At 70.8% G+C, this 25,708-nt stretch carries 25 protein-coding genes, 2 pseudogenes and 1 riboswitch; of the genes and pseudogenes, 14 read left to right on the forward strand and 13 right to left on the reverse strand.

Translation table 11 applies throughout. The annotated features are described in order from the left end of the window. Nucleotides 1–3 precede the first annotated feature (3 nt). Nucleotides 4–717 carry a VIT1/CCC1 transporter family protein gene (locus tag ACZ3IC_RS27405; protein ID WP_467420308.1) on the reverse strand — a complete coding sequence of 238 codons (714 nt, stop codon included), beginning with the start codon at nucleotides 715–717 and terminating at the stop codon, nucleotides 4–6. Nucleotides 718–742: 25 nt separating this feature from the next. Then, a pseudogene (locus ACZ3IC_RS27410) lies at nucleotides 743–1,210 on the reverse strand (amidohydrolase family protein); the annotation flags it as partial. Here ACZ3IC_RS27410 and ACZ3IC_RS27415 point away from each other — a divergent pair. The 6 genes from ACZ3IC_RS27415 to ACZ3IC_RS27440 all read left to right on the forward strand — a co-directional run bounded on the left by ACZ3IC_RS27415 (nucleotide 1,196) and on the right by ACZ3IC_RS27440 (nucleotide 6,273). Continuing rightward, a complete protein-coding gene (locus ACZ3IC_RS27415; RefSeq protein ID WP_467420310.1) occupies nucleotides 1,196–1,411 on the forward strand; it encodes a hypothetical protein in 216 nt (71 codons plus the stop codon). The pseudogene ACZ3IC_RS27410 and the gene ACZ3IC_RS27415 overlap by 15 nt on opposite strands. A gap of 29 nt (nucleotides 1,412–1,440) precedes the next feature. Continuing rightward, nucleotides 1,441–2,439 carry a DEDDh family exonuclease gene (locus tag ACZ3IC_RS27420; RefSeq protein ID WP_467420313.1) on the forward strand — a complete coding sequence of 333 codons (999 nt, stop codon included), beginning with the start codon at nucleotides 1,441–1,443 and terminating at the stop codon, nucleotides 2,437–2,439. A gap of 63 nt (nucleotides 2,440–2,502) precedes the next feature. After that, a complete protein-coding gene (locus ACZ3IC_RS27425; protein ID WP_259931046.1) occupies nucleotides 2,503–2,736 on the forward strand; it encodes a hypothetical protein in 234 nt (77 codons plus the stop codon). Nucleotides 2,737–2,808: 72 nt separating this feature from the next. Beyond that, nucleotides 2,809–3,624: an SURF1 family cytochrome oxidase biogenesis protein gene (locus ACZ3IC_RS27430; protein ID WP_467420393.1), complete on the forward strand. Its 816-nt coding sequence runs from the start codon at nucleotides 2,809–2,811 to the stop codon at nucleotides 3,622–3,624. Between the two features lie 88 nt (nucleotides 3,625–3,712). Beyond that, nucleotides 3,713–5,512 (forward strand): glycoside hydrolase family 15 protein, encoded by a 1,800-nt coding sequence (locus ACZ3IC_RS27435; RefSeq protein WP_467420318.1) that lies wholly within the window; start codon nucleotides 3,713–3,715, stop codon nucleotides 5,510–5,512. Between the two features lie 5 nt (nucleotides 5,513–5,517). Further along, nucleotides 5,518–6,273: an SDR family oxidoreductase gene (locus ACZ3IC_RS27440; protein WP_467420320.1), complete on the forward strand. Its 756-nt coding sequence runs from the start codon at nucleotides 5,518–5,520 to the stop codon at nucleotides 6,271–6,273. Between the two features lie 82 nt (nucleotides 6,274–6,355). Here ACZ3IC_RS27440 and amaP read toward each other — a convergent pair whose 3' ends face one another. The 5 genes from amaP to ACZ3IC_RS27465 are packed head-to-tail and all read right to left on the reverse strand — an operon-like array spanning nucleotide 6,356 to nucleotide 8,673. Next, nucleotides 6,356–6,934, reverse strand: coding sequence for an alkaline shock response membrane anchor protein AmaP (amaP, locus tag ACZ3IC_RS27445; RefSeq protein WP_467420323.1), 579 nt, complete (start codon nucleotides 6,932–6,934; stop codon nucleotides 6,356–6,358). Nucleotides 6,935–6,939: 5 nt separating this feature from the next. Beyond that, nucleotides 6,940–7,626 (reverse strand): DUF6286 domain-containing protein, encoded by a 687-nt coding sequence (locus tag ACZ3IC_RS27450; protein ID WP_467420325.1) that lies wholly within the window; start codon nucleotides 7,624–7,626, stop codon nucleotides 6,940–6,942. Next, complete coding sequence (locus ACZ3IC_RS27455) at nucleotides 7,623–7,976, reverse strand: Asp23/Gls24 family envelope stress response protein (RefSeq protein WP_467420328.1); 354 nt, start codon at nucleotides 7,974–7,976, stop codon at nucleotides 7,623–7,625. The genes ACZ3IC_RS27450 and ACZ3IC_RS27455 overlap by 4 nt, the downstream gene beginning before the upstream one ends. 5 nt (nucleotides 7,977–7,981) lie before the next feature. Then, nucleotides 7,982–8,173, reverse strand: coding sequence for a hypothetical protein (locus tag ACZ3IC_RS27460; RefSeq protein ID WP_327366611.1), 192 nt, complete (start codon nucleotides 8,171–8,173; stop codon nucleotides 7,982–7,984). A 32-nt stretch (nucleotides 8,174–8,205) separates the two neighbouring features. Next, nucleotides 8,206–8,673, reverse strand: a complete 468-nt coding sequence (locus tag ACZ3IC_RS27465) for an Asp23/Gls24 family envelope stress response protein (protein ID WP_467420331.1) — start codon at nucleotides 8,671–8,673, stop codon at nucleotides 8,206–8,208. Between the two features lie 92 nt (nucleotides 8,674–8,765). On the opposite strand from ACZ3IC_RS27465, the gene ACZ3IC_RS27470 reads away from it, so the two are divergent. Next, complete coding sequence (locus ACZ3IC_RS27470; RefSeq protein WP_467420332.1) at nucleotides 8,766–9,467, forward strand: hypothetical protein; 702 nt, start codon at nucleotides 8,766–8,768, stop codon at nucleotides 9,465–9,467. A gap of 113 nt (nucleotides 9,468–9,580) precedes the next feature. On the opposite strand, the gene ACZ3IC_RS27475 is transcribed toward ACZ3IC_RS27470, so the two are convergent. From ACZ3IC_RS27475 to ACZ3IC_RS27485, 3 genes are all read right to left on the reverse strand, one after another. Continuing rightward, nucleotides 9,581–10,372, reverse strand: coding sequence for an enoyl-CoA hydratase/isomerase family protein (locus tag ACZ3IC_RS27475; RefSeq protein ID WP_467420333.1), 792 nt, complete (start codon nucleotides 10,370–10,372; stop codon nucleotides 9,581–9,583). Between the two features lie 151 nt (nucleotides 10,373–10,523). After that, nucleotides 10,524–10,745 (reverse strand): helix-turn-helix domain-containing protein, encoded by a 222-nt coding sequence (locus ACZ3IC_RS27480; protein ID WP_007263382.1) that lies wholly within the window; start codon nucleotides 10,743–10,745, stop codon nucleotides 10,524–10,526. Between the two features lie 341 nt (nucleotides 10,746–11,086). Beyond that, entirely contained in the window at nucleotides 11,087–12,685 is a 1,599-nt protein-coding gene (locus ACZ3IC_RS27485) for an ABC-F family ATP-binding cassette domain-containing protein (RefSeq protein ID WP_467420335.1), read from the reverse strand. A 245-nt stretch (nucleotides 12,686–12,930) separates the two neighbouring features. On the opposite strand from ACZ3IC_RS27485, the pseudogene ACZ3IC_RS27490 reads away from it, so the two are divergent. Both ACZ3IC_RS27490 and ACZ3IC_RS27495 read left to right on the forward strand, forming a co-directional pair. After that, nucleotides 12,931–13,146, forward strand: a pseudogene (locus ACZ3IC_RS27490) (neutral zinc metallopeptidase); the annotation flags it as partial. 105 nt (nucleotides 13,147–13,251) lie between these two features. Next, nucleotides 13,252–13,665 (forward strand): VOC family protein, encoded by a 414-nt coding sequence (locus ACZ3IC_RS27495; RefSeq protein ID WP_467420396.1) that lies wholly within the window; start codon nucleotides 13,252–13,254, stop codon nucleotides 13,663–13,665. Between the two features lie 49 nt (nucleotides 13,666–13,714). Here the strand turns inward: ACZ3IC_RS27495 and ACZ3IC_RS27500 are convergent, their stop codons facing one another. From ACZ3IC_RS27500 to ACZ3IC_RS27510, 3 genes are all read right to left on the reverse strand, one after another. Continuing rightward, a complete protein-coding gene (locus ACZ3IC_RS27500) occupies nucleotides 13,715–15,013 on the reverse strand; it encodes a hypothetical protein (RefSeq protein ID WP_467420398.1) in 1,299 nt (432 codons plus the stop codon). Nucleotides 15,014–15,198: 185 nt separating this feature from the next. After that, nucleotides 15,199–16,326: an alpha/beta hydrolase gene (locus ACZ3IC_RS27505; protein WP_467420337.1), complete on the reverse strand. Its 1,128-nt coding sequence runs from the start codon at nucleotides 16,324–16,326 to the stop codon at nucleotides 15,199–15,201. 137 nt (nucleotides 16,327–16,463) lie between these two features. Beyond that, nucleotides 16,464–17,123, reverse strand: coding sequence for a class II aldolase/adducin family protein (locus tag ACZ3IC_RS27510; RefSeq protein ID WP_467420338.1), 660 nt, complete (start codon nucleotides 17,121–17,123; stop codon nucleotides 16,464–16,466). A gap of 310 nt (nucleotides 17,124–17,433) precedes the next feature. Here ACZ3IC_RS27510 and ACZ3IC_RS27515 point away from each other — a divergent pair, with 310 nt between their 5' ends. The 5 genes from ACZ3IC_RS27515 to cobN all read left to right on the forward strand — a co-directional run bounded on the left by ACZ3IC_RS27515 (nucleotide 17,434) and on the right by cobN (nucleotide 25,608). After that, nucleotides 17,434–18,687 carry an inorganic phosphate transporter gene (locus ACZ3IC_RS27515; RefSeq protein WP_467420340.1) on the forward strand — a complete coding sequence of 418 codons (1,254 nt, stop codon included), beginning with the start codon at nucleotides 17,434–17,436 and terminating at the stop codon, nucleotides 18,685–18,687. A gap of 35 nt (nucleotides 18,688–18,722) precedes the next feature. Then, the gene (locus ACZ3IC_RS27520) at nucleotides 18,723–18,944 is read left to right on the forward strand and encodes a hypothetical protein (RefSeq protein WP_467420342.1); all 222 of its coding nucleotides are present in this window, start codon (nucleotides 18,723–18,725) and stop codon (nucleotides 18,942–18,944) included. Nucleotides 18,945–19,129: 185 nt separating this feature from the next. Then, nucleotides 19,130–19,258: riboswitch (cobalamin riboswitch) on the forward strand. A gap of 145 nt (nucleotides 19,259–19,403) precedes the next feature. Next, nucleotides 19,404–20,417: a cobalamin biosynthesis protein gene (locus tag ACZ3IC_RS27525; RefSeq protein WP_467420344.1), complete on the forward strand. Its 1,014-nt coding sequence runs from the start codon at nucleotides 19,404–19,406 to the stop codon at nucleotides 20,415–20,417. Further along, on the forward strand, nucleotides 20,414–21,949 hold the full coding sequence (locus ACZ3IC_RS27530) for a cobyric acid synthase (RefSeq protein WP_467420347.1): 1,536 nt from the start codon (nucleotides 20,414–20,416) through the stop codon (nucleotides 21,947–21,949). Before ACZ3IC_RS27525 ends, ACZ3IC_RS27530 begins: the two co-directional genes overlap by 4 nt. 8 nt (nucleotides 21,950–21,957) lie before the next feature. Next, nucleotides 21,958–25,608, forward strand: a complete 3,651-nt coding sequence (gene cobN, locus ACZ3IC_RS27535) for a cobaltochelatase subunit CobN (RefSeq protein WP_467420399.1) — start codon at nucleotides 21,958–21,960, stop codon at nucleotides 25,606–25,608. The last annotated feature ends 100 nt before the right edge of the window (nucleotides 25,609–25,708 follow it).

The raw sequence follows: 25,708 nt of genomic DNA on the forward strand, positions 1-25,708 counted from the left end.
AGGCTAAACCCCCACCGCCCCCAGCAACTGCCCCGCCGCATAGGTGACCGCCATCGCCACCGCTCCCCCACCCATGTTCCGCAGCACCGCGGGCCCCGGCGCCGCGTCGCCCAGGCGGGCGCTCCACCAGCCTGTCAGGGACAGCGCCGCCAGTACCGACAGGACGGTCACGGGGAGCCGCAGCGACGCCGGGGGCAGCACAATCGCCAGCAGCGGCAGCAGCGCGCCGGCGGTGAACGCCAGGAAGCTAGCGCCCGCCGCATGCCACGGGTTCGTCAGCTCGTCCGGGTCGATGCCCAGCTCGACCACCGCGTGGGCGCGCAGCGCATCGCGTTCGGTGAGTTGAAGAGCGGCCTCGCGGGCGACCTCACGGCTCAGCCCCTTGCCCTCCAGCAGGCCGGTCAGTTCGGCAAGTTCCTCCTCAGGGGCCTCCGAAAGCTCCTGTTTCTCCACCGCCAGCGCTGCCTTCTCCGAATCGCGCTGGGTGGAGACCGATACGTACTCGCCCGCCGCCATGGACATGGACCCGGCCAGCAAACCGGCCAGGCCCGCCGTGAGCAGGGCGCCGCGGTCGCCGGTGGCGCCGGCCACGCCGACGACCAGGCCCGCGGTGGACACCACACCGTCGTTGGCACCGAGGACCGCGGCACGCAGCCAGTTCAGCCGCGTGCCGAGCCCGTTGCCGTGCGCTTCGTCATGCGCCTGGGTATCCGTCACCCGGGGATGGTCTCACTCCGCCCGGTCACCACGCGCGTACCGACCCGCCCGGTGCGAAGGCGGGGCTCGTCGCGTCGGGAGGGGCCTCCTTCAGCGGCTCGGCGATCTCCTCGACCGTCGGGCCGACCTCCGCCGCGAGGCGGTCGAGGGCGGCCAGGTCGAAGCCGTAGACGCGGGCCGCGTTGCCGCCGGTCATCGCCGCGATCTCCTCGGGCGGCAGGCCCGCGTACGCGATCCGCAGGCCCTCCCGCGAGTACGGGGCAGTGCCCTCGTCGTGCGGGTAGTCGCTGCCCCGCATGATCTTGTCGAGGCCGATCCGGTCGCGCAGCGGCACCTCATGCGGGCGCATGAAGCTGGCGCCGACGAAGCAGTTGTCGCGCCAGACCTCGCTGGGGCTGTTCCCCATCGAAGCAGCCAGTCCCGCACCGAACTTGGACTCGGCGGTGGATGTCCGGGTCGCCGCCGCGACCAGCCGTCCGTGGTAGTAGTCCAGTCACCCGGCGAGGGAGATCTGTGGACCGCGTCCACTGCGGACGACGACCCGGCACTGGCCCGCGCACTGGCCCGGCCCGCCGACCCGGACCGGTTGTTCGCCGATTCCGTACGGGCCCTGGTGGAGGGGCTGTTGGCGCGCCCCGTACCACAGGCTTCGCGCCACCAAACCGGCACGCGGGGGCAGGAGACGGCCGAATAGGAGACTGTCAGTCGCGGCCCGTATTCTCTGTGACCATGCTCGACGACCGCCAGACCGCAGCACCGTGGCCGACCGCCTACCCGCAGGGGTACGCGGTCGTCGACGTGGAGACCACCGGACTCGCGCGGGACGACCGGATAGTGTCCGCTGCCGTCTACCGCCTGGACGCGCAGGGCAATGTCGAGGACCACTGGTACACCCTCGTCAACCCTCAGCGTGATCCCGGTCCTGTCTGGATCCATGGGCTGACCAGCGACGTGCTCGAAGACGCTCCGCTCTTCCGGGAGGTCGCCACCCAGCTTTCCGAGCGGCTCACGGGCCGTGTCCTCGTCGCGCACAACGCGGCTTTCGACTGGTCGATGCTGGCGCGGGAGTACGCACGGGCCTCGGTCACCGCCCCCGTCGAGCAGCGGCTGTGCACCATCGCGCTCTCCAAGGAGCTGCGGCTGCCGCTGCCCAACCACAAGCTGGAGTCGCTGGCGGCGCACTTCGGAGTCGTGCAGCAGCGCGCCCACCACGCCCTGGACGATGCCCGGGTGCTGGCCGAGGCGTTCCGGCCGAGTCTGCATGCGGCGGCGCGGGGCGGGGTGCGGCTGCCGTTGCTGGAGTGCCGGCCGCTGACCGAGTGGTCGGACTCCCCGGTCACACCGCGGGTTGGCTACCAGCCTTCGTACGGTCAGAACAACTGGCGTCCCTCGCGCAAGCGTCCGGCGTGCCCGCATCCGAACCCCGGACGGTACGAGAAGGACAAACCTCTCATGCAGGGCATGCGGGTGGCGTTCTCCGGGGACACCTCCGTGGACCGCGAGCTGCTGGAGGACCGGGCCGTGGAGGCCGGGCTGCATGTGGCGACCAGCGTGTCCCGGCTGACCAGCCTGCTCGTCACCAACGACCCGGACTCGGTGACGTCCAAGACGGTGAAGGCGAAGTCGTTCGGCACACCGATCCTGGACGAGAGCGCGTTCACCCATCTGCTGCGCGATGTGGCGCAGGCGGCGACGCGGGCAGCCGCGCCGTCATCGGAGTGAACCGGGGCGACTCGCCCGCCCACCGCTCGCCCGCCGCCGCTTTCGCGTCCCAACCTGTGGCGCATGGCACGTTGCGAGGTTTGCGGAAACGACTACGGCATGTCCTTCGAGGTGCACGCGCAGGGCGCGGTGCATGTCTTCGACTGCTTCTCCTGCGCCATTCATCGCATGGCGCCCATCTGTGAACACTGCAGGGTCCAGATCATCGGCCAGGGGGTCGAGGTCGACGGGCACTGGTTCTGCGGCGGTCACTGCGCCCGCGCCGAGGGGAAGGTGGGCATCATCGACAGAGTCTGACCGCCGGCTGCCGCGCCCCCTTCTCCCCACCCCTCCGCGATGCACCCCATGACGCAGTTGTACCGTCATGGGGTGTACCGCTTCCTGTTGACCCGGCAGTGGCTGATCCTCGCCCTCCTCGCCCTCGTACTGATTCCCACGATGGTCGAGCTGGGCTTCTGGCAGCTGCACCGGCACGAGAACAAGGTCGCGCAGAACGCCCTGATCTCCCGCAACATCAAGGCGGAACCGGTTCCGGTCACCTCGCTCACCTCCCCGGGTCACACGGTCCCGCGCTCCGACTACTGGCGCACGGTGACAGCCACGGGCACGTACGACACCGCGCATGAGGTGGTCGTACGCCGCAGGACCTCCGCCGACGACCAGATCGGCGTCCATGTACTGACCCCGCTCGACCTCAAGGGCGGCGGCACGGTCCTGGTCAACCGCGGCTGGGTGCCCGCCGCCGACAGCCAGCGCGCTTTCCCCGACGTACCGGCCGCACCCAAGGGCGAAGTGACCGTCACCGGGCGACTCAAGGCCGACGAGACCACGAGCAGCAGCGGCATCAAGGACATTTCCGACCTGCCGGACCGTCAGGTGATGCTGATCAACAGCACCCAGGAGGCCGAAAGGCTTTCCCGGCCGGTGCTCGGCGGCTATATCGAGCAGATTGCACCCGAGCCGTCCGGCGACACCCCGGAACTGATCGCCGCCCCGGACGACGAGTCGATCGGCCCGCACATGGCGTACGCCGTGCAGTGGTGGCTGTTCGCCGCAGGTGTCCCGGTCGGCTTCGTGGTCCTCGCCCGCAGGGAGAGGCGCGACCGTGCGGAGGCCGCGGCCAAGGCCGCCGCCGGGGAACAGGACGCGTCCGAGCCGGAGAAACCGGAGCCCGCGACGGCCTGACGCCGTGCCCGCCCGGGTGTCGGGGTGCCCCGCCTCACGTAGGTGGAGGGCTGCTTAACGAGGCCCAGGTTCGGGAACACGCCAGAACGTGACCCCATGCATCGAGGACTATGCCCTCATCGGCGATCTGCAGACAGCCGCCCTGGTCGGCAGGAACGGTTCTGTCGACTGGCTCTGTCTGCCCCGCTTCGACTCGGGCGCCTGCTTCGCGGCCCTCCTCGGCAACCAGGACAACGGCCACTGGCGGATCGCCCCGAAGGACGCGGACACCTGCACCCGGCGCGGCTATGCGGGTGAGTCCCTCGTCCTGGAGACGTTCTGGGAGACCCGTACCGGCACGGTCAAGGTCATCGACTTCATGCCACAGCGCGACCAGGAACCCGATGTCATGCGGATCATCGAGGGCGTCAGCGGAACCGTCGAGATGAGCTCCGTGATCCGGCTGCGCTTCGACTTCGGCTCGGTCGTGCCGTGGGTGCGCCGTTCGCAGGGGCACCGGGTGGCGGTCGCGGGGCCGGACTCGGCCTGGCTGCGCAGCGAGCCGCCGGTCAAGACATGGGGCCAGCAGTTCTCCACCTGCTCGTCGTTCACCGTCTCGGCGGGGGAACAGGTGGCGTTCGTCCTGACCTGGCATCCCTCGCACTCGCCCCGCCCCGAACTCGTCGACCCGTTCGAGGCACTGGAGAACACCCTGTCCGACTGGGTCGAGTGGTCCGCGCGGTGCAAGTACCGGGGCCCGTACCGGGAGGCGGTGATCCGCTCGCTGATCACGCTGAAGGCTCTCACCTTCGGCCCGACCGGCGGGATCGTGGCGGCTCCCACCACTTCGCTGCCCGAGGAGATCGGCGGCGTACGGAACTGGGACTACCGCTTCTGCTGGCTGCGGGACTCCACACTGACCCTCGGCGCCCTCATCTCGGCCGGCTACCTGGAGGAGGCCGCCGCCTGGCGGGACTGGCTGCTGCGGGCGGTCGCCGGGGACCCGGCCGATCTACAGATCATGTACGGCCTGGCGGGCGAGCGCAGACTGCCCGAGGCGGAGCTGCCGTGGCTGCGCGGATACAAGAACTCCGGCCCGGTCCGGATCGGCAACGCCGCGGTGCGCCAGCGGCAGCTCGATGTGTACGGGGAGGTCATCGACTCGTTGCGGCTCGCGCGCGAGGCGGGCATGGACGAAAAGCCGCACGCCTGGAATCTGCAGCTCAGCCTGCTCGGCTTCCTGGAGTCCACCTGGCGCGAGCCGGACGAGGGGCTGTGGGAGATCCGCGGCCAGCGCCGCCACTTCGTGCACTCCAAGGTGATGGCCTGGGTCGCCGCCGACCGTGCCGTACGCACCCTGGAGAAGGACCCCTCGCTGGCCGGAGACGCCGACCGGTGGCGGGCGATGCGGGATGCCGTGCACCGGGAGGTGTGCGAAAAGGGGTTCGACCCGGTACGGAACACCTTCACGCAGTCCTACGGCTCCCGGAACCTGGACGCCGCGACGCTGCTGATCCCCCGGACCGGTTTCCTGCCGCCGGACGATCCCCGGGTGGTCGGGACGGTCGACGCGGTCCGGGAGGAGCTGGGCAGCGACTGTCTGGTCCGCCGCTACAGCACGGACGGCGCCTCGATCGACGGACTGCCCGGCAGCGAAGGGGCCTTTCTGGCGTGCTCGTTCTGGCTGGCCGACGCCCTGCACCTGACCGGGCGCAGCGAAGAGGCCAGAGATCTCTTCGAGCGGCTCCTGGCACTCCGTAACGATGTGGGGCTGCTCGCAGAGGAGTACGACACCGTCGGACACCGGCAGCTCGGCAACTTCCCGCAGGCGTTCAGCCACATCGGACTGGTGGGCACCGCCATGGCACTGGCCGGGGAGGACACGCTGGAGGCCGACGCGGCAGGATAGGGCCCATGGATCTCGAACTGAAAGACCGTGTGTACATCGTCACCGGAGCGACCCGGGGGCTGGGCAACGCCACGGCGCGGGCGCTGGCCGAGGACGGCGCGAGGTTGATCATCACCGGCCGGGACGAGAAGCGCGTCGAGGCGGCCGCCGCCGAACTGGGGCCGGATGTCGTCGGCCTCGCCGCCGACAACGCCGACCCGGCCTCCGCGCAGCGTCTGGTGGGCAGTGCGCACGAGCGCTTCGGACGGCTCGACGGCATTCTCATCAGTGTCGGCGGACCGGCGCCCGGCTTCGTCGCCGACAACACCGACGAGCAGTGGCAGTCGGCCTTCGAGTCGGTTTTCCTGGGCGCGGTACGTCTCGCCAGGGCCGCGGCGGCCACGCTCGGCGAGGGCGGTGTCATCGGCTTCGTGCTCTCCGGCTCCGTGTACGAGCCGATCGCCGGGCTGACGATCTCCAACGGTCTGCGCCCCGGCCTGGCCGGTTTCGCCAAGTCCCTGGCCGACGAGCTCGGCCCCCGGGGCATCCGCGTGGTGGGTGTGCTGCCGGGCAGGATCGGCACGGACCGGATGCGTGAGCTCGATGCGCTCTCGGGCGATGTCGAGGCCTCTCGCACGGCGAACGAGGCACGTATTCCGCTGCGGCGTTACGGGACTCCGGAGGAGTTCGGCCGGACCGCGGCGTTCCTGCTCTCCCCTGCGGCTTCGTATCTGACGGGCATCATGCTGCCGGTCGACGGCGGCTCCCGGCACGGCTTCTGAACCGGCCTCGCCCTGTCCTGGCTCCCCGGACGGCTTGAGGAATCAAGCCCGGCCGGGGAGCCAGGAAACCGGGCAGCGGCCGTCAACTCACCCTTTCCGCACGGTGCTTGACGGCCCTCAATCGCACCTCGGCCGGCAGCTCGGCCAGCCCCGCCGAATCCCGCGCATGAGCCAGCGCCTCGTCGGTGAGGCGGCCGAGCGCCTCGTCCGGCGCCGCGTGCGGCTCCATCAGCAGACGGATCCTGGCGTGCGGCGAACTGCGCCGCCCGGTCAGCGCGACCCGGGCGCGGGCCACCCCGTCCAGGGTCTTCGCCTCATCGGCGAGCACCCCCTCCAGGGCCCGGCCCCGTACCAGCGCGCCCTCGCCGTCGCCGCTGTCCACCAGCACCTCGGCGAGGCGGGCGCGGCGCAGCTGGGCCAGCAGCCACCACAGGGCGAGGACGACCACAACGGCGAGGACCGCGATCACGGTCGGCCACCACCAGCTTTCGCCGCGCCAGCGGTCCCGGTCGGCCTCGCTGATGAGCACATCGCCCTTGCCGTACCAGGGCCACCAGGATGGTACGGAGAGGCCGAGCCCGGCGGCGAGCACCGCACCGCCGCCGCAGATCAGCACCAGCCCGGCCAGGCCGAGCAGTACCCGGTTGACGGTCCTGAGCAACGGGCTCACCCTTTCTTCGCCGGACGGCGGACATTTACGGACAGGCTGGGCGGTCCCGCCAGCCCCAGTTCCTTGATGCCGGTCCCGAGCACGGTGTTCAGATCGGCCCGTACATCGTCGAGTTCACGGAAGTGCGACACCGCACGCACCCCGACCTTGCCCCGGCCCATCCGGACCCGTACCGACTGCACACCGGACACCTCGACGGCCCGGTCGCGCAGGACCAGTGCGGCCGCGGACCGGTCCAGGGCGGCCCGTACGCCGGGACGGTCGCGGCGCATCGGCAGCAGGTCGCGGAGTCCGGGAGTGACGGCGAGCACGAGCAGCCACAGGCCGATCGCCATGACCGCCACCGCGGCGCCCAGCACCCAGATGTCGTCCAGCGGCCGGTCGGCGAGTTCGTCGGCCAGCGTGCGGCGCCACCACATCGCCGGGTGGTCGGCCCGTACCGCCACCACGTCGTAGAGCAGCAGACCGGTACCGCCGAGGATCAGCAGGGCGAGGATCGCTGCGGGGACACGGCGCGCGGACCAGAAACGGCCCGCCCTGCCACCGCCATCCCGCTGTGCGTGCCTCGGTTTGTGCGCGGTGGACGAGGCGGACCGGTCGAGTGCGGGCACGTCCCCCTGTTCGACGGGCCGGGCGGTGGGCTGCCGTTGCGTACGGCGTTCCGGTTCATGGGGCTCGGTCATCGGATCCTCCCCTGTGCCGCGATGCTCGCTGCCGTCGGATGCAGGCGCTCGACCTGTACGGCCACCTCGCGCACGTCCATCCCCGCCAACGCCTTTACCCGCTCGGCGACATGCCGACGCACCCCGCCGCACTGGCGGCCGATGTCGGAGGGGTATGCGAGTTCCAGGCTCACCCGCACGCGGGCGGTGTCACGGTGCACCGTGACCGTGGCGCGCGGCGAAACACCTTCCTTCGGCGGCTCGTCGATCGCCTCCTTCGCCGCCTGTGCGGCGATCTTCGCGACCACCCGGTCGGCGATCCGGGTTGCTCCGCGCTCCCCGGCGGCGATCCGTCCGCTCACCCCCGACACCGCCATCACCGCCGTCGGTCGCCGCGTTCGCGACTCCGGAAGAAGTCGCCGGGCTCCAGGTCACCCTCCAGGAAGCGACCGGCGATGAAGCCGATCGCCCCCAACGCGGCCACCAGCAGAAAGGCACCGAATCCGCCGAAGTACCCGGCGAAACCGAGTGCCATGCCGGCCACCATGCCGACCACAGCCATGTTCATCGTGCGCTCCTCAACTGCCTCACGCCGGAGGCCTACTGGAGACGTGGCTCGGGCTCTTCTTCTTCCTCGTCGGGCAGCTTCACATCGCTGACAGCGATATTGACCTCGACGACTTCGAGGCTCGTCATCCTCTCGACCGCTGCGATGACGTTCTCCCGTACGTCCCCGGCGACATCGGCGATCGACACGCCGTAGTCGACGACGATCTCCAGGTCGAGGGCGGTCTGCGACTCGCCGACCTCCGCCTTGACGCCTCGCGTGACGGACTTCCCGCCGCCTGGAACTCGTTCGCGTACTGCGCCGAATGTACGGGCCAAGCCGCTGCCCATCGCATGGACACCGGCCACGTCACGTGTCGCCATTCCCGCGATCTTCTCGACCACGCCGTCGGCGATGGTCGTACGGCCACGGGTGGCGGGTGCTCCCCCGCCGCGCTTGGTGAGTGGGCTGGATTCCTTGTCGGGGTTCTCGGGACGGTTCCGCTGTGGGGTGTCGGTCATCGCCACTCTTCCCTTCGGGGCAGGTTGGACCTCGTTGCCCACATTAAGTGCGCTTGCCCCATTTCGCGCCGTGAATGCGGCAGGCTGGGGTAATGACGACAGCTGACAGCCCGCACGGGGCCGACGGATGGACGGCAGCGGTTCGGCGACGGCTCGGTCTGGGCCGGCTCCTTCCGCTGGGCGGTCCGGCGGACGGGGCCTGGATCTCGGAGCAGGCCGCGGTCGCGGTGCTGCGCGGCGCGGTGGCCGGGACGGGACCCGGCCCGGTGCTCGGGAAGCTCAGGATCTCCGTGGCGGATCCGGACAATGCCCCGAACGCGGCGGTGGAGCCGCCGCCGAGTGCGCTGCCGCCGGGGCCGCTGCGGATCGAGGCGACCATGTCGGCAATGTCCGGCCAGCCGCTGCCCGCCGCGGCCGAGGCGCTGCGCTCGGCGTTGCTGACGGCTGCCGGGCAGCGGCTGGGCCTGGTGGTCCACGAGGTGGATCTCCTGGTGACGGAGCTGCTGGACACACCACCCGAACGTCCGGCCCCCGCACCGGCCGAGGTGCGCGCGGCCAGGGCGGAGGGGGCGGCGGGGGTCGCCGCGGCAGGCGTTGCGGGTGTCGTGACGCTGACCCAGGTGCTGGGCCATGCGGTGCACACGGGCCCGGATCATGTACGGATCGAGCTGGCGACGGACTCGGCCCATCGAGCGCTCGATGTGGCACGTGCGGTGCGGGAGGCGGTGGCGGAAGCGGTGGAGGGGCGTCCGTCGGTCGCGGTGCTGGTCACTGCGGTGGTGGAGCGGGACTGACCGCTGGACGGGGCTGAGGAGCGACCGACCGCCTGACGGGGCCGAGGAACGACCGACCGCCGGACCGGCTGCTGGAGGGGCGAGCCCGCACGGCGGTGAAGGACACATGCCGCTCAGTCGGCGATGCCCGCCAGATCGCGCAGTCGGCGGCCCTGCGCGGCACGTTCGGCGACGCGCTGCTCCTCGTAACCACGGGAGACGGCACCGCTCAGCAGCGCCTTGGTCTCCACGACCGCGTCGCGCGGGGCGGCCAGCAGTGCGCCGGCCAGGTCACGGGCTGCGGCGTCGAGTTCGTCGGCGGGGACCACGAGGTTGGCCAGACCGGTGCGCTCGGCCTCCTCGGCGTGCACGAAGCGGCCCGTGGCGCAGATTTCGAGCGCGCGGGCGTACCCCACCAGGTTGACCAGGGGGTGCGTGCCGGTGAGGTCGGGGACCAGACCGAGGCTGGTCTCACGCATGGCGAACTGCACGTCCTCGGCGACGATCCGCAGATCGCAGGCAAGGGCGAGCTGGAAGCCGGCACCGATCGCGTGCCCCTGGACGGCCGCGATCGACACGATGTCGTTGCGGCGCCACCAGGTGAACGCCTCCTGGTACTCGGCGATGGTCGCGTCGAGCTCGGCCTCCGGGCCGCGCGCCATGTCGAGGAAGGACGGCTCACCGTCGAACCCCTCGGGGGTGAACGCCTGCCGGTCGAGGCCCGCGGAGAAGGACTTGCCCTCGCCGCGGAGCACGACGACGCGCACATTGCCGGGCAGTGCCCGTCCGGCCTCTGTCAACGCCCGCCACAGAGCGGGAGACTGAGCGTTGCGCTTGTCCGGATTGGCGAGGGTCACCGTGGCAACCGCGTCATCGACGGTGAGTCGTACGCCGTCCTTGTCGAGCACAGAGTCGAGCGAGGTCATGGAACGCCTCCGGATCGGGTCAGTCAGCACTTCGAGCTAAGTGACTGAACAGTAACCACCCGACCGACATCACGATCGACCGGGTGGCCACCGCCGAAACCGGTGAGCCCCGGGACAGGCCGGACGACCTGCCCCGATCCGCCGAAGGCCGTCAGGCCGCGGCGGCCTTCTTGCCTCGTGTCGCTCCGCCGCGTCCTCGCAGCGTGACTCCGGACTCACTGAGCATCCGGTGGACGAATCCGTAGGAGCGGCCTGTCTCTTCGGCCAACGCCCGGATGCTCGCACCGGAGTCGTACTTCTTCTTCAGGTCTGCCGCGAGCTTGTCGCGCGCGGCGCCGGTAACCCGGCTGCCCTTCTTCAGAGTCTCGGCCACCCGTGCCTCCTCATGGGAAGTGCGCTCTGGACTCTCATGATCACCCCTCGGGGGCTTCCTGGCCACCCATTCGGCAAGGTCCGTGCCACCTGATTCCCGTCCAGTGAGGGAGCCAACACAACCGGAATCCCACATTCCGCAGGGTTGTGGAGGCGGGCAGGGACAGACCCGGGGCGAATTGCCAGGTCAGGGCCACATGGGGATTGCGGCCCCATATGGGTGCGCCCGGCAGGTATCTGCCGGGCGCCGCGCCGATGTACGAGACGTACTCACTCAGATGATGGATCACGCGTAGGCCGAATGATCCAGACGGAGTGGATCAGACAGTGACCTGGCCGGGGTCAGGCCAGTGCGACGAGGTCCTGGTAGTCCGCACCCCACAGGTCCTCGACACCATCCGGCAGCAGGATGATGCGTTCCGGCTGGAGGGCCTCGACCGCGCCCTCGTCGTGCGTGACGAGGACGACGGCGCCCTTGTACGTACGCAGCGCACCGAGGATCTCCTCACGGCTGGCCGGGTCGAGGTTGTTCGTCGGCTCGTCCAGGAGCAGCACATTGGCGGAGGAGACCACCAGGGTCGCCAGCGCGAGACGGGTCTTCTCACCGCCGGAGAGGACTCCGGCGGGCTTGTCGACGTCGTCACCGGAGAAGAGGAACGAGCCCAGCGTCTTGCGGACGTCGACGAGATCGAGGTCGGGCGCCGCGGAGCGCATGTTCTCCAGGACGGAGCGCTCCGGGTCGAGGGTCTCGTGTTCCTGGGCGTAGTAGCCGAGCTTGAGTCCGTGGCCCTCGATGACCTGGCCGGTGTCCGGCTTCTCGGCGCCCCCGAGGAGCCGGAGCAGCGTGGTCTTGCCCGCACCGTTGAGGCCGAGGATGACGACCCGGGAGCCCTTGTCGATGGCGAGGTCCACATCGGTGAAGATTTCGAGAGAGCCGTACGACTTGGACAGGCCCTCCGCCATCAGGGGAGTCCTGCCGCACGGGGCGGGCTCGGGGAAGCGCAGCTTGGCCACCTTGTCGGAGACCCGGACGGCTTCCAGGCCCGAGAGCAGCCGCTCGGCGCGCTTGGCCATGTTCTGCGCGGCAACGGTCTTGGTGGCCTTCGCACGCATCTTGTCGGCCTGCGAGTTGAGGGCCGCGGCCTTCTTCTCGGCGTTCTGCCGCTCGCGCTTGCGGCGCTTCTCGTCGGCCTCGCGCTGCTGCTGGTAGAGCTTCCAGCCCATGTTGTAGATGTCGATCTGCGAGCGGTTGGCGTCGAGGTAGAAGACCTTGTTGACGACCGTCTCGACGAGCTCGACATCGTGGGAGATCACGATGAAGCCGCCGCGGTAGGTCTTGAGGTAGTCGCGCAGCCAGACGATCGAGTCGGCGTCGAGGTGGTTCGTCGGCTCGTCGAGCAGCATGATGTCGGCGTCCGAGAACAGGATGCGGGCCAGCTCGACACGGCGGCGCTGACCGCCGGAGAGCGTATGGAGCGGCTGTCCGAGCACCCGGTCGGGCAGGCTGAGCGCGGCGGCGATGGTGGCGGCCTCGGCCTCGGCGGCGTAGCCGCCCTTGGTGAGGAACTCCGTCTCCAGGCGCTCGTACTTCTTCATCGCCTTCTCGCGGGTGGCGCCCTTGCCGTTCGCCATCCGCTCCTCGTTCTCGCGCATCTTGCGCAGGATCTCGTCGAGACCGCGGGCGGAGAGGATGCGGTCGCGGGCGAGTACGTCGAGGTCACCGGTGCGGGGGTCCTGCGGGAGGTAGCCCACCTCGCCGGAGCGGGCGATGGTGCCGCCGGCGGGGTTGCCCTCACCTGCGAGGCACTTGGTGAGAGTGGTCTTGCCCGCTCCGTTGCGGCCGACGAGGCCGATGCGGTCACCCTTGGCAATACGGAAGGAAGCGGACTCGATGAGGATGCGGGCGCCGGCGCGCAGCTCGATGCCGGAAGCGGTGATCACGGTAAAACTCCAGGGCGGTGGGGGCGGCGGACGGGGCGATTACAGAGTTCGACTCGACGCCGCTACTCATGCACAAGGAGAATTGCCATGCGGGTCATTCTACTGGCGGTGTGCAACTTCTTTCCCGCATGCCCTCACGGCACTTGCCGAGAACTCGCCCAAAAACGCGCCTGGAAGCTCGCCCTGGGCTGCCGTTCCACTCCACCGTGCGACCAAAAAAAGGGCATGCCGGTGTGAACCACCCAATGCACGGCAGAGGTGGCGCGACCACCGCGGCCGGAGCAGAGGGTGGTGACCCATGCGGTTCGACGACGACGCCGATCCGGACACGTCCGAAGGCCGGCGGCGACCGGATCCAGGAGAAGTTCCAGGGCCGGGTCGCACCGGAGTCCTGGACACACGGCTCGGGCACGCAACGACAGCAGTGGTTCACGACGGGCTTCCGCGGCGGCGACATGGCCCACTGCAACACCCTCCACTGGGCCGGGCCATTGTCGGCGGCCGATGAAAGACTGAGACGCAGATCACAGAAACGAGTCACGGGAGTAAGAAAAGGGGTGAGCGCCATGGCAGGCGCACCGGCCGGCGTTCCGACGATCTATCCGACGATTCTGTACGACGACGCGAAGACCGCCATCAGGACGCTGACGGAGGGCCTCGGCTTCACCCAGGAAGCGGTGTACGAGGGCAAGAACGGCACGGTGCTCCATGCGGAGCTGTCCTGCGGCAACGGCAGGGTGATGCTGGGCTCCAAGGGCCGCGAGGGTGTTTTCGCCAAGGCGATGCAGGGCGCGGGCCCGGCCGGCGTCTACGTCGTGGTGGAGGAGGTCGACGCGCACCACGCCCGGGCCGTGGAGCACGGGGTGGAGATCCTGATGCCGCCCACGGACCAGGACTACGGCTCGCGCGACTACATGGCGCGGGACGCGGAGGGCAACGTGTGGAGCTTCGGGACATACGCCCCGGGATCGGCCGACTGACGGTCGGACGGGCTCGGGATCAAGCCCGTCCGACGCGGTCGCAGCCGCGCTACGCGCCGCCCGTGTGCACCTGGAACGCCGCCCGGCGGACCGCTTTGGCCAGTGCGGGGTCCGGGTGCGCGGCGGCCAGGGCCACCAGGACCTGCACGGTGCGGGGGTGGCCGACGGCTCGCACCTCGTCCAGCAGCGCCGGCACCGTGCCCTGGACGGCCGAGTCGAGATGGCGGACCAGCAGCCCGGTCTCGCCGTGGTCGGCGACGGCCGCCGCGGTGTCGACCCAGAGCCAGGTGGCTTCCTCCCGGCTGAGGACGTCCTGGGCGTCCTCGGGGTCGGTCCCGTCGTACTCGGCCAGCCACAGCAGCGCGTACGGGCGCAGCGAGGGGTCGCCGACGACGGAGCGCACCTCGGGCTCGGCGGGGGCGCCGACGACCCGGAGTGCCTCGAAGGCGAGCCCGCGCAGCAGCGCGTCCTCGCCGCGGGCGACGGTGAGGAGTTCGGCGACGGCGCTGCCGACGGGGCGGGCGGCGAGCCAGGCGCGGTATTCGTCGCGAGCCGGGCCGGGGGTGAGCCGGGCGCAGCCGAGCAGCATGTCTGCGGCGGACTGCTCGATGTTCCCGGCCGGGCTCTGGGCCGCGACGCAGATCTGCTCCAGCTTGACCCAGACCGCCCAGTTGCCGAGCGGGGTGAGGGTGGCGTGACCGGCGCCGAGGGTGAGCGCACCGACGGCGGCCAGTCCCTCCAGGGCCCAGTCCAGAAGAAGGGCGACCAGCTCGGCGGGGGCGGATTCGGCCGGTGCGGGCGGCGTCTGCGGCCCGTACGGCACCTCGCAGCGCTCCTCGTGGAGTTCCGCGACGCGCTGGCCGAGAAGGTCCAGGAGGGCGGGCACGGTGACCGGGCCGGCCGAGAGCTGGAGGAGGGAGAGCACCTGGGGCACGGCCTCGACGGCCTCGGCGACCGCGGTGGACTCGATGCCGTCGGGCGCGGGGTGGACCAACGACCAGGCGTCGAACAGCGCCACCCAGCCGCGGAGTACGGCGGAGTCGTCGCGGTCCCAGGCGCGCAGCCGCCAGCCGGGGCGTGCGGTGTCGCCGTGCAGTTCGACGAGACCGGCGAGACGGGCCCGGTCCCAGCCGGAGCGCACCTGGGCCGGGGACAACTCCAGGGCCGTCGCGGCCCGTTCGAGAGCCTGGGTGGCGAGCGGAGGCGCGCCGGGGATGGCGCCGTCGGCTGCCCAGCGGGCGATCCGTACGGCATCGGCGAGGGCCGTCCTGGCCTGGCGGGCCAGTTCCGCCCGGGGCGGGGTGCCTTCCGGGGGGCGGGGAGCCGGCCTGGTGCGCCGGGTGGTCACGGCCTTGCGAGCGGTGGCAAGGGGTCGCGGGCGGACAAGTCGCAGCCTGGAGTCGCGCGGGGTACGGGACGTCACGGGGAGCAGTCTTGCCCCTGACGGCCCGAAAGCCCAAACGGAACCTGAATTCGCGGTGGGGAGGGCGGTGGACGAAGTCCGGCACCAATCAGCCGATCGCCCGCATCAGGTCACATCAGGGGCGTGAGGAAGCGGCGCAGCGCCTCTTCGTAGTGGACCGGATCGGCATTCCACATCGCCGCATGCGGAGCCTGCGGTACGGCGCGCAGGGCGATCAGTTCCGGGCGGCGGGCGGCGAGGTCGCGGGACGGCTGCCAGGGGGCCAGGGTGTCGTCCGGGCCGTGGAAGATCAGGGTCGGGACATGCAGCGCCGGTGCGAGGGAGACGTCCAGGAGCCGGGCGCCGTGCAGCCCGGTCTGTCCCTGGGCGGCGCGGACGGCGAGCGGCAGCAGTGCGGTCGGGACGCCGCGGGCGACGGCCAGGGCGCGCAGCGTGGTGGCCCAGTCCAGGACCGGGGAGTCGAGGACGAGACCACAGATCCGGTCGCGCAACGCGGAGTTGACGGCCGCGTGCAGCGCCATCGAGGCACCGGTGGACCAACCGTGCAGAACGACCTTCTCGGCTCCGTACCGCACGGCGAAGCGGATCGCCGCGTCCAGGTCGCGCCACTCGGATTCGCCGAGGTGCGCGAGGCCGTCCGGGGAGCGCGGGGCTCCGGCGTCGCCGCGGTAGGCCAGGTCGAGCACGGGCAGGTGCAGATCGTGCAGGAACTCCATGACGTTCATGGGGTGTTCCCTGGTGGTGCCGAGACCGTGCACGGTGATGACCCAGGTGTCGCGGGGGCCGGGCAGGAACCAGGCGGGCAGGGCGCCGAGTTCACCGGGGATCTCGACTTCCTTGTGATCGAGACCGAGAGCCGAGGAGGGGTCGCCGCTGTGCAACTGTGGGGTGACGCGGACCTTGACGCCGGGTTCCAGGCTGCCGCGGTTGACGCGCTCCAGTCTGCGGACGACGGTGTCGGGGGCGTGGTGGGCATGCTCGACCACCGGGCCGACGACGGCATGGACGTCATCGCCCACCAGCCCGTAGGTACCGGGCCGCAGGGCGGCGAAGGACCGGGTCAGGGTGACCTGCCCGGCCGCCGTGGCGTGCACGGTGAGTCTGCGGTCGGCGGGGAGAGGGTGTCCGGACGGCGCCCTGAGGACGGCGTCGCTGGCGTACCTGCCGACCGCGACCGCTGCCGCTCCGACGCCGAGGATCGTGGTGACGGCTGCTGCCGTGACTGTTGCCGGGCGCACTGCTCCAGTGTCGTGGGGTGTGCCGCACCCTGCCAGCGGACGGGGCCGTCCGGTGACCGAGCAGGGGCGCGACGGCTGGATCGGCGGGGATAGCAGGGACAGCAAGGGACAGCAAGGGCAGCAGGGGCGGGGGTGGGTCAGCCCGGTTGTCCGTATCCCTTCAGCGCCTCCTGTACGTCGCGCAACTGCGCCGGGGAGAGCAGGTTCGGGGTGTGCCCGGGTACGGAACTCGCGTTGAGCCAGAGCCGGCAGAGCCATTCCAGCTGGGCGGTCCTGTCGTACGCCTCGTCCAGGGTGGCCCCGTAGGTGACGGTTCCGTGGTTCTGGAGCAGGCAGCCCGTACGGCCCCGCAGGGCGGCGAGCATGTTCTCGGCCAGTTCCTCGGTGCCGTAGCGCGCATAGGCCGCGACCCGGACGGGGCCGCCGAGCATCGCGGCGGCGTAGTGGACCGAGGGGACCTCGGCGACCAGGGTGGAGACGGCCGTGGCGTGCACCGCGTGGGTGTGCACGACGGCGGCCGCGTCACTGTTCCGGTAGACCGCGAGATGGAGTGGGAGTTCGCTGGTCGGCGCCAGCTCACCGAGGACGCGGTTGCCTTCCAGATCGACGCCGACGGCATCCCCGGGGCCGAGCCGGTCGTACGGCACTCCGCTCGGGGTGACCAGGACCGTCGCGCCGACCCGTGCCGACACGTTTCCCGAGGTCCCGATGACGAGGCCGTCCGCCGCCGTCCTGCGGGCGGTGGCGACGACACCGTCCCAGGCCCGCTCGATCGCGTCCCGCTGCTGATCGCTCATACGGAGATCCTCTCAGCCCGGGAGGCGAACGGACATGCGATCGGCCGGAGCGGTTCACAAGGAGAAAGGTCACAGGGAGAACTTCACCGGGCGAGGTTCACAAAGGGGTGGCGGCGGACCGAATCGGGCCCAGCAGGGCCCTGCGCCCGGCCCCTGCTGCCCGTCGGAGAACAAGTGGAGGACAAACGGAGGGCAAGTGGGCATCCCGGCTCCGGATCGAGTCACCACAGCGCCCCGCCCAGTTCACCTTCCGTTCACCCAGGTTGCCTACGGTCCACCTACCACTGACATCGAACGATTGCCTGGGTAAATGGAACACATCACGCTGCTGCTCGCGATTGTGATCGTGACAGCCCTAGTGTTCGATTTCACGAACGGTTTCCACGACACCGCCAACGCGATGGCGACCACCATCTCGACCGGCGCACTCAAACCGAAGACCGCGGTGGCCATGTCCGCCGTTCTCAATCTCGTCGGCGCGTTCCTGTCAGTGGAGGTCGCCAAGACGATCTCCGGCGGGATCATCAACGAGGAAGGGCTGCAGACAGAAGTCATCTTCGCGGCACTCGTCGGCGCCATCCTGTGGAATCTGCTGACCTGGCTGGTCGGACTGCCGTCCAGCTCCTCGCACGCCCTGTTCGGCGGCCTGATCGGCGCGGCGGTGATGTCGTCGGGCTGGTCGTCGGTCAACGGCGACACCGTCGTCACCAAGGTGCTGATCCCCGCGGTCGCCGCCCCGATCGTCGCCGGTCTGGCCGCGCTGCTGGCCACCAAGCTGACGTACCGGATCGGCGGGAAGATCCGTAACGACGCGCAGCAGAAGGCCACCGCCAAGGGCTACCGCGCCGGTCAGATCGCCTCGGCCGGACTGGTCTCCCTCGCCCACGGCACCAACGACGCGCAGAAGACCATGGGCGTCATCACCCTGGCCCTGGTCACCAGCGGCGTCCTGAACCCCGGCTCCAACCCGCCGGTCTGGGTCATCGTCTCTGCCGGTACGGCCATCGCGCTCGGCACCTACCTGGGCGGCTGGCGCATCATCCGCACCATGGGCAGCGGCCTCACCGACCTCAAGCCGCCGCAGGGCTTCGCCGCCCAGACCAGTGCGGCCACGGTCATCCTGGCCTCCTCGCACCTCGGCTTCTCCCTCTCCACCACCCAGGCCTGCTCCGGCGCCGTGATGGGCGCGGGCCTCGGCCGCCAGGGCGGCGTGGTCCGCTGGTCCACCGCCACCCGGATGTTCGTCGCCTGGGGTCTGACCCTGCCGGCCGCGGCCCTGATCGGCGCGGGCGCGGAACTCCTCACCGAGCAGGGCACCTGGGGTGTCGTCGTCGCCGCGGCACTGTTGGTCGTGGGCTCCGGTTCGATTTGGTTGGTGTCGCGCCGCAAGCCGGTCGGCCACGACGATGTCGCGCCGACGCACGGCGAAGCCGAGCCCGCGGGCGTCGTCACCACGGCCGTCGCCGCCGTCAGCCCGCCGCCCACCGCGGCCCAGGACTTCAAGACCACCATTCCGGCCCCGGCCGAAACCACCCAGGACCCGGCGCGAACCGCCTCCGTCTAGCCCAGCCGTCCAGGCAGGCCGTCTAAGGATTCAGCATGAACATCGACTGGGCAGCCCTCGGCTCCGTCTTCGGCGTCTCCCTCGTCGTCACCGTCGCGCTGGTGGGTCTCTTCACCCTGGGCATCGTCGGTCTCTCCAAGCAGCCCGAACCGGCGACGCAGGGCGGCTCGCTGCTGCTGGCCCGCGCCGGCGGGTACGTCTGCTTCGCGCTGTGCGCCGCGGCGGTCGTGTACGGCATCTATCTGATCGTCGCCTGAGCACCCCGCCACCCACTCCCCCGTCGGGCCGGACACACCTCGTGTGTCCGGCCCGCTGTGGTGGAGCCGGTGGCGTACCCGGGCAGATGTGGGCCTCAGCACACTGCCCCGTCGCAGGTCAACGGCGAGTTGACGGAGGTTCGCAGAGCGTGGTGGACTGCCGGAGCCAATTACGGCGACAGCAGAGGAAGCCGGTGCGAATCCGGCGCGGTCCCGCCACTGTCACCGGGGAGCAGTCCCCCACACCGGAAGTCACGGCACGCGCGAGCGGGCTGGAAGGCCGGGGGAACTGCGGATCCGGGAGCCAGGAGACTCTCGTCGCCGGTCACGTCGAACCAGGGCGCGGACCCTGAGTGAGGACATATCGCCATGCCTGGCTGCCGTGCGTCCGTTGCTGTGGCGCTCTCGACGAGAGCCGCCTGTACGAAGGTACTTCGAGGCGTAACGGCCGGTTGAGCCGTGCGTGCCGATCGCATTTTCGCGTACGGCGCCACGGCCGGTCTGATCGGCGATCTGCTGCTCGGTGACCCCCGCAGGGGGCATCCGGTCGCTGCCTTCGGGCGGGCCGCAGCGGGCGTCGAGCACCGTCTGTGGCGCGACCATCGCGGGTGGGGCGCGCTGCACACCCTCGTCTGCGCCGGAGGCGCCGCGGGTGGTGCCGCGCTGATCACCCGTGCCGTACGCAGCCACCCCGCCGCCTCGGTCGCGCTGACCGCCGCCGCCACCTGGTCCGTCGTCGGCGGTACATCCCTGGGGCGTGAGGCCCGGGCCATCGGCGGTGCCCTGGCCGCCGGTGACATCGAGCTGGCCCGCGAGCGGCTGCCGCATCTGTGCGGACGCGACCCGCACTCCCTGGACGGACCGCAGATCGCCCGCGCCGTGGTGGAATCCGTGGCCGAGAACACCTCGGACGCCGTGGTCGGCGCCCTGGTGTGGGGCGCGCTGGCCGGTGTGCCCGGGCTCGTCGGCTTCCGGGCCGCCAACACCCTTGACGCCATGGTCGGCCACAAGTCGCCCCGCCACCGGCGCTACGGCTGGGCCTCGGCCCGCCTCGACGACCTCGCGGGCTGGCCCGGTGCCCGGCTCACAGCCCTGCTCGCCGTGACCGCCGGGGGGCGGCCACGTGGAGCGGTACGGGCCTGGCGGGCCGACGCGGCCGGGCATCCGAGCCCCAACGCGGGCCCGGTGGAGGCCTCGTTCGCGGGTGCGCTCGGCGTACGGCTCGGCGGAACCCTGGCATACGGCGGCCGGGTCGAGCACCGCCCGGTCCTCAACGGAGAGACGGGCCGGGCGGTGGAGACCGAGGACATCGAACGCGCGGTACGGCTGTCGCGCCGGGTGAGCGCGCTGGCCCTCGGCGTGTGTGTGGCGGGACGGCTGGGCACGAGCCTCGCCGCACGACGGATCGCAGGACATCGAAGCGCAGAACGTCGGACCACGAGACGTCTGATCGCAGGACGGAGACGGACATGAGCGGCGGACTGCTGGTCGCCGGAACCACCTCGGACGCGGGCAAGAGCGTTGTCACGGCAGGCATCTGCCGCTGGCTCGTACGCCGGGGCGTGAAGGTGGCGCCCTTCAAGGCGCAGAACATGTCGCTGAACTCGTTCGTCACCCGTGAGGGCGCCGAGATCGGGCGCGCCCAGGCCATGCAGGCCCAGGCCGCCCGGGTGGAGCCGACCGCGCTGATGAACCCGGTCCTGCTCAAACCCGGCGGCGACCGCTCCAGTCAGGTCGTCCTGATGGGAAGACCGGTGGGCGAGATGAGCGCGCGCGGCTACCACGGGGGCAGGCAGGAAGCACTCCTCGGCACGGTCGTGGACTGTCTGGAGCAGCTTCGGGGCACGTATGACGCGGTGATCTGCGAGGGGGCGGGCAGTCCGGCCGAGATCAATCTGCGACGCACGGACATCGTGAACATGGGCATCGCGCGGGCGGCACGCTTCCCGGTGGTGGTCGTCGGCGACATCGACCGCGGTGGGGTCTTCGCCTCGTTCTTCGGTACGACGGCGCTGCTCGACGCCGAGGACCAGTCGCTGATCGCGGGCTACCTCGTCAACAAGTTCCGCGGCGATGTGTCGCTGCTGGAGCCCGGCCTGGAGATGCTGCGCGGGATCACCGGACGGCAGACGTACGGAGTGCTGCCCTTCGCCCACGGCCTCGGCATCGACGAGGAGGACGGTCTGCGGCCCGCTTTCAAGGACAGCACAACGCTGCGCGGAGCCGTACACGAATCGGTCGTCGCGCCGCCACACGGCGAGGACGTGCTGCGCGTCGCGGTGTGCGCCGTGCCCCTGATGTCGAACTTCACCGATGTGGACGCGCTGGCCGCCGAACCCGGCGTCGTCGTCCGGTTCGTGGACCGTGCGCAGGAGCTGACCGACGCCGACCTCGTCATCGTGCCGGGCACCCGCGGCACCGTGAAGGCGCTGGCCTGGCTGCGCGAGCGCGGCCTCGCCGACGCCCTGGTGCGGCGCGCCGCCGAGGGCCGGCCGGTCCTCGGCATCTGCGGCGGCTTCCAGATCCTCGGCGAACACATCGAGGACGAGGTCGAGTCCCGGGCCGGGCACATCGACGGACTCGGCCTGCTGCCCGTACGCATCCGCTTCGACCGCGAGAAGACCCTCGCCCGGCCCGTCGGCGAGGCGCTCGGCGCCCCCGTCGAGGGGTACGAGATCCACCATGGCGTCGCCGATGTACGCGGCGGCGAGCCGTTCCTGGACGGATGCCGGGTCGGCGCAGTCCACGGCACCCACTGGCACGGCTCGCTGGAGAGCGACGAATTCCGGCGTCGCTTCCTGTCCGAGGTCGCGCGGGCCGCCGGCCGGCGCTTCGTCCCCGCCCCCGACACCAGTTTCGCCGCGCTGCGCGAGGAACAGCTCGACCGCCTCGGCGACCTCATCGAAGAACACGCGGACACCGACGCGCTGCTGCGGCTCATCGAGTCGGGCGCACCGTCAGGACTTCCCTTCATCGCCCCCGGAGCACCTGGAGCACACGCATGAACGCCTCTATGAGCACCGTGCTGTTGCTGTCGACCGCCGACACGGACCTCCTCGCCGCCCGCGCCTGTGGCGCGCCGTACCGGATCGGCAATCCCACCCGCATCGACGCCCACGAGGAGCTCCCCGCACTGATCGAGGGTTCTTCCGTCGCCGTCGTCCGCCTCCTCGGCGGCAAGCGCGCCTGGGAGGACGGGCTGGCCGTCCTCAGGGCGTCCGGCGTCCCGACCGTGCTGCTGGGCGGCGAGGCCGTGCCGGACGCGGAACTGATGGCCGAGTCGTCCGTACCCGCCGGTGTCGTCGCCGAGGCGCTGCGCTACCTCGTGGAGGGCGGCCCCGGAAACCTCGTCGAACTGGCCCGCTTCCTCTCCGACACCGTCCTGCTGACCGGCCACGGCTTCGCCGAGCCGCAGAAGATGCCCGACTGGGGCCTGCACGGCAGCCGCGAGTTCATCGAGGGCCGCCCGACCGTCGGCGTGCTCTTCTACCGGGCGCACCAGCTGTCCGGGAACACCTCGTTCGTGGACGTCCTCTGCGACGCCGTCGAGGCGCGCGGCGCCAACGCCCTGCCCGTGTACTGCGGTTCGCTGCGCGGCGCGGACCCCGGTCTGTACGAGCTGCTCGGCAGGGCCGACGCCCTGGTCGCCACGGTTCTCGCGGCAGGCGGCACCCGTGCGTCGGACGCCTCCGCCGGGGGCGACGACGAGGCCTGGGACATCGGTGCGCTCGCCGATCTGAACATCCCGGTGCTTCAGGGCCTGTGCCTGACCTCCTCGCGCGCCGCGTGGGAGGCGTCGGACGCCGCGCTCTCCCCCATGGACGCGGCGATGCAGGTCGCGATCCCCGAGTTCGACGGCCGGCTGATCACCGTCCCGTTCTCCTACAAGGAGCAGGGCCCCGACGACGTACCGGTGTACCGCGCCGACCCCGAGCGCGCCGCGCGCGTCGCCGGGATCGCGGTGCGCCACGCCGTTCTCAAGCACAGGACGAACGCCGAGAAGAAGCTCGCCCTCGTCTTCACCGCCTACCCGACCAAGCACTCCCGCGTCGGCAACGCCGTCGGCCTGGACACGCCCGCATCGGCGGTACGGGTCCTGGATGCCCTGCGCGACGCCGGTTACGGAGTCGACGGCTACCCCGACAACGGCGACGAGCTCATCCACCGTCTCATCAACGCCGGTGGCCACGACGTCGAGTGGCTGACCGAGGAACAGCTCGCGGCAGCCCCCGCGCGCGTGCCGCTCGCCGACTACCGGGCCTGGTTCGACAAGCTGGAGCCGGAGCTGCGCGACTCGATGCTGGAGCACTGGGGCGAGCCGCCGGGCTCGTTGTACGTGGACGGGGACGACATCGTCCTCGCCTCGCTCCGGTTCGGGAATGTGGTGGTGCTGATCCAGCCGCCGCGCGGCTTCGGCGAGAACCCGATCGCGATCTACCACGACCCGGACATGCCGCCGTCGCACCACTACATGGCGACGTACCGCTGGCTGGAGAACTCCTTCGGCGCGGATGCCGTCGTCCACATGGGCAAGCACGGCACGATGGAGTGGCTGCCGGGCAAGGGCCTCGGTCTGTCCGCCGGTTGCGGCCCCGATGCCGTACTCGGCGAACTGCCGCTGATCTACCCGTTCATCGTCAACGACCCGGGTGAGGGCACCCAGGCCAAGCGACGTGGGCACGCAACGGTGGTGGACCATCTGGTGCCGCCGATGGCGCGTGCCGACACCTATGGCGACCTGGCCAAGCTGGAACAGCTGCTCGATGAGTACGCGCTGGTCAGCGATCTCGACCCGACGAAGGCTCCGTCGGTGCGGGCACAGATCTGGACGCTGGTGAAGGCCGCCGAGCTGCACCACGACCTCCATGTCGACGAGCAGCCCGGCGACGACGACTTCGACTCGTTCGTCATGCACATCGACGGCTACCTCTGCGAGATCAAGGACGTCCAGATCCGGGACGGCCTGCACATCCTCGGTGGCGGCCCGGTCGACGAGGCGCGGGTCAACCTGGTGCTGGCCGTGCTGCGTGCCTCCCAGGTGTGGGGCGGAACGGCGAACGCGCTGCCGGGGCTGCGGGCCTCGATCGCCGAACACTTCGGGCTGAGCGAGAAGGAGTTGCTGGCCGAGCCCGGCGCCGCGGTGAAGGTTCCCGTCGAGCTGACCGAGCTGGTCGACGGTCCGGCGCGCACCGGTGCCGATGCGATCGATCTGCTGGAGCAGCTGTGCCGCAGGCTCGCGGAAGGCATGGAGGAGCGCGGCTGGGACGTCACGGCTGCGGCGGGGCTGGTACGGGATGTGCTGGGCTTCGAACTTCCGGACGCTGTGGCCGTGTTGGGCTTCGCATGCGAAGAGGTCGTACCGCGGCTGGCCCGGACGACGGACGAGATCGGCCACATTCTGCGGGCGCTGGACGGCGGCTTCGTACCGGCGGGTCCGTCGGGTTCGCCCACGCGCGGTCTCGTCAACGTGCTGCCGACCGGGCGCAACTTCTACTCGGTCGACCCGAAGGCGATTCCGTCCCGGCTGTCGTGGGAGGTCGGGCAGTCGCTCGCCGACTCGCTGATCGCCCGGTACCTCGCCGACACGGGCGACTACCCGAAGTCGGTCGGCCTGACCGTGTGGGGCACCTCCGCCATGCGTACACAGGGCGACGACATCGCGGAGATCCTCGCGTTGCTCGGCTGCCGGCCGGTGTGGGACGACGCGTCGCGGCGGGTGACCGGGTTCGAGGTCGTCCCGCCGAGCGAGCTGGGACGCCCGCGCATCGATGTGACCGTGCGGATCTCCGGGTTCTTCCGCGATGCGTTCCCGCACGTGGTGGGGCTGATCGACGACGCGGTACGGACGGTGGCGGAGCTGGACGAGCCCACCGACGACAACTACGTACGGGCGCACGCCGACGAGGACACGGCGGAGCACGGCGACCGTCGCCGGGCCACGGCACGCATCTTCGGGTCGAAGCCGGGGGCGTACGGGGCGGGGCTGCTGCCGCTGATCGACGCGCGGAACTGGCGGTCGGACGCGGATCTGGCCGAGGTGTACGCGGTCTGGGGCGGTTACGCGTACGGGCGCGGGCTCGACGGGCGGTCGGCGCGCGGGGACATGGAAACGGCGTTCCGGCGGATCGCGGTGGCGGCGAAGAACGTGGATACGAGGGAACACGACATCCACGATGCGGATGACTATTTCCAGTACCACGGCGGCATGGTGGCCATGGTCCGGCATCTGACTGGCGAGAGCCCTGAGGCGTATGTCGGTGACAGCGCCACGCCCGAGCAGGTGAAGACGCGGACACTCGGCGAGGAGACGCACAGAGTCTTCCGCGCGCGGGTCGTGAACCCGCGCTGGATGGCGGCCATGCGGCGGCATGGCTACAAGGGCGCGTTCGAGATGGCCGCGACCGTGGACTACCTCTTCGGGTACGACGCCACGGCGGGGGTCGTCGACGACTGGATGTACGAGAAGTTGTCGGCGGAGTACGTCTTCGACCCGGAGAACCGGGAGTTCATGCAGAAGTCCAACCCCTGGGCGCTGCGCGGGATTTCGGAGCGGCTGCTGGAGGCGGCGGAGCGCGGGCTGTGGGCGGAACCGGACCAGGAGACCCTGGACCGGCTCCGGGCGACCTACCTCGAACTTGAGGGAGATCTGGAGGGAGGCGAGTGACTGCCTCCTCTGGAATCCCCGCGTCGGCGGGGAGCAGTCGACCAGGTCGTGTTCCCGCGTGTCGACGTTCGGACCACCCCCGCATCGGCGGGGAGCACGT

The organism is Streptomyces sp. NPDC002958, from assembly GCF_055563255.1.

Coding starts and splice junctions, on each gene's coding strand:
- ACZ3IC_RS27425 (WP_259931046.1), top strand. CDS start 2,503: ATGGCACGTTGCGAGGTTTGCGGAAACGACTACGGCATGTCCTTCGAG.
- ACZ3IC_RS27440 (WP_467420320.1), top strand. CDS start 5,518: ATGGATCTCGAACTGAAAGACCGTGTGTACATCGTCACCGGAGCGACC.
- ACZ3IC_RS27450 (WP_467420325.1), bottom strand. CDS start 7,626: ATGACCGAGCCCCATGAACCGGAACGCCGTACGCAACGGCAGCCCACC.
- ACZ3IC_RS27460 (WP_327366611.1), bottom strand. CDS start 8,173: ATGAACATGGCTGTGGTCGGCATGGTGGCCGGCATGGCACTCGGTTTC.
- ACZ3IC_RS27465 (WP_467420331.1), bottom strand. CDS start 8,673: ATGACCGACACCCCACAGCGGAACCGTCCCGAGAACCCCGACAAGGAA.
- ACZ3IC_RS27470 (WP_467420332.1), top strand. CDS start 8,766: ATGACGACAGCTGACAGCCCGCACGGGGCCGACGGATGGACGGCAGCG.
- ACZ3IC_RS27475 (WP_467420333.1), bottom strand. CDS start 10,372: ATGACCTCGCTCGACTCTGTGCTCGACAAGGACGGCGTACGACTCACC.
- ACZ3IC_RS27495 (WP_467420396.1), top strand. CDS start 13,252: ATGGCAGGCGCACCGGCCGGCGTTCCGACGATCTATCCGACGATTCTG.
- ACZ3IC_RS27510 (WP_467420338.1), bottom strand. CDS start 17,123: ATGAGCGATCAGCAGCGGGACGCGATCGAGCGGGCCTGGGACGGTGTC.
- ACZ3IC_RS27515 (WP_467420340.1), top strand. CDS start 17,434: ATGGAACACATCACGCTGCTGCTCGCGATTGTGATCGTGACAGCCCTA.
- ACZ3IC_RS27520 (WP_467420342.1), top strand. CDS start 18,723: ATGAACATCGACTGGGCAGCCCTCGGCTCCGTCTTCGGCGTCTCCCTC.
- ACZ3IC_RS27530 (WP_467420347.1), top strand. CDS start 20,414: ATGAGCGGCGGACTGCTGGTCGCCGGAACCACCTCGGACGCGGGCAAG.
- cobN (WP_467420399.1), top strand. CDS start 21,958: ATGAGCACCGTGCTGTTGCTGTCGACCGCCGACACGGACCTCCTCGCC.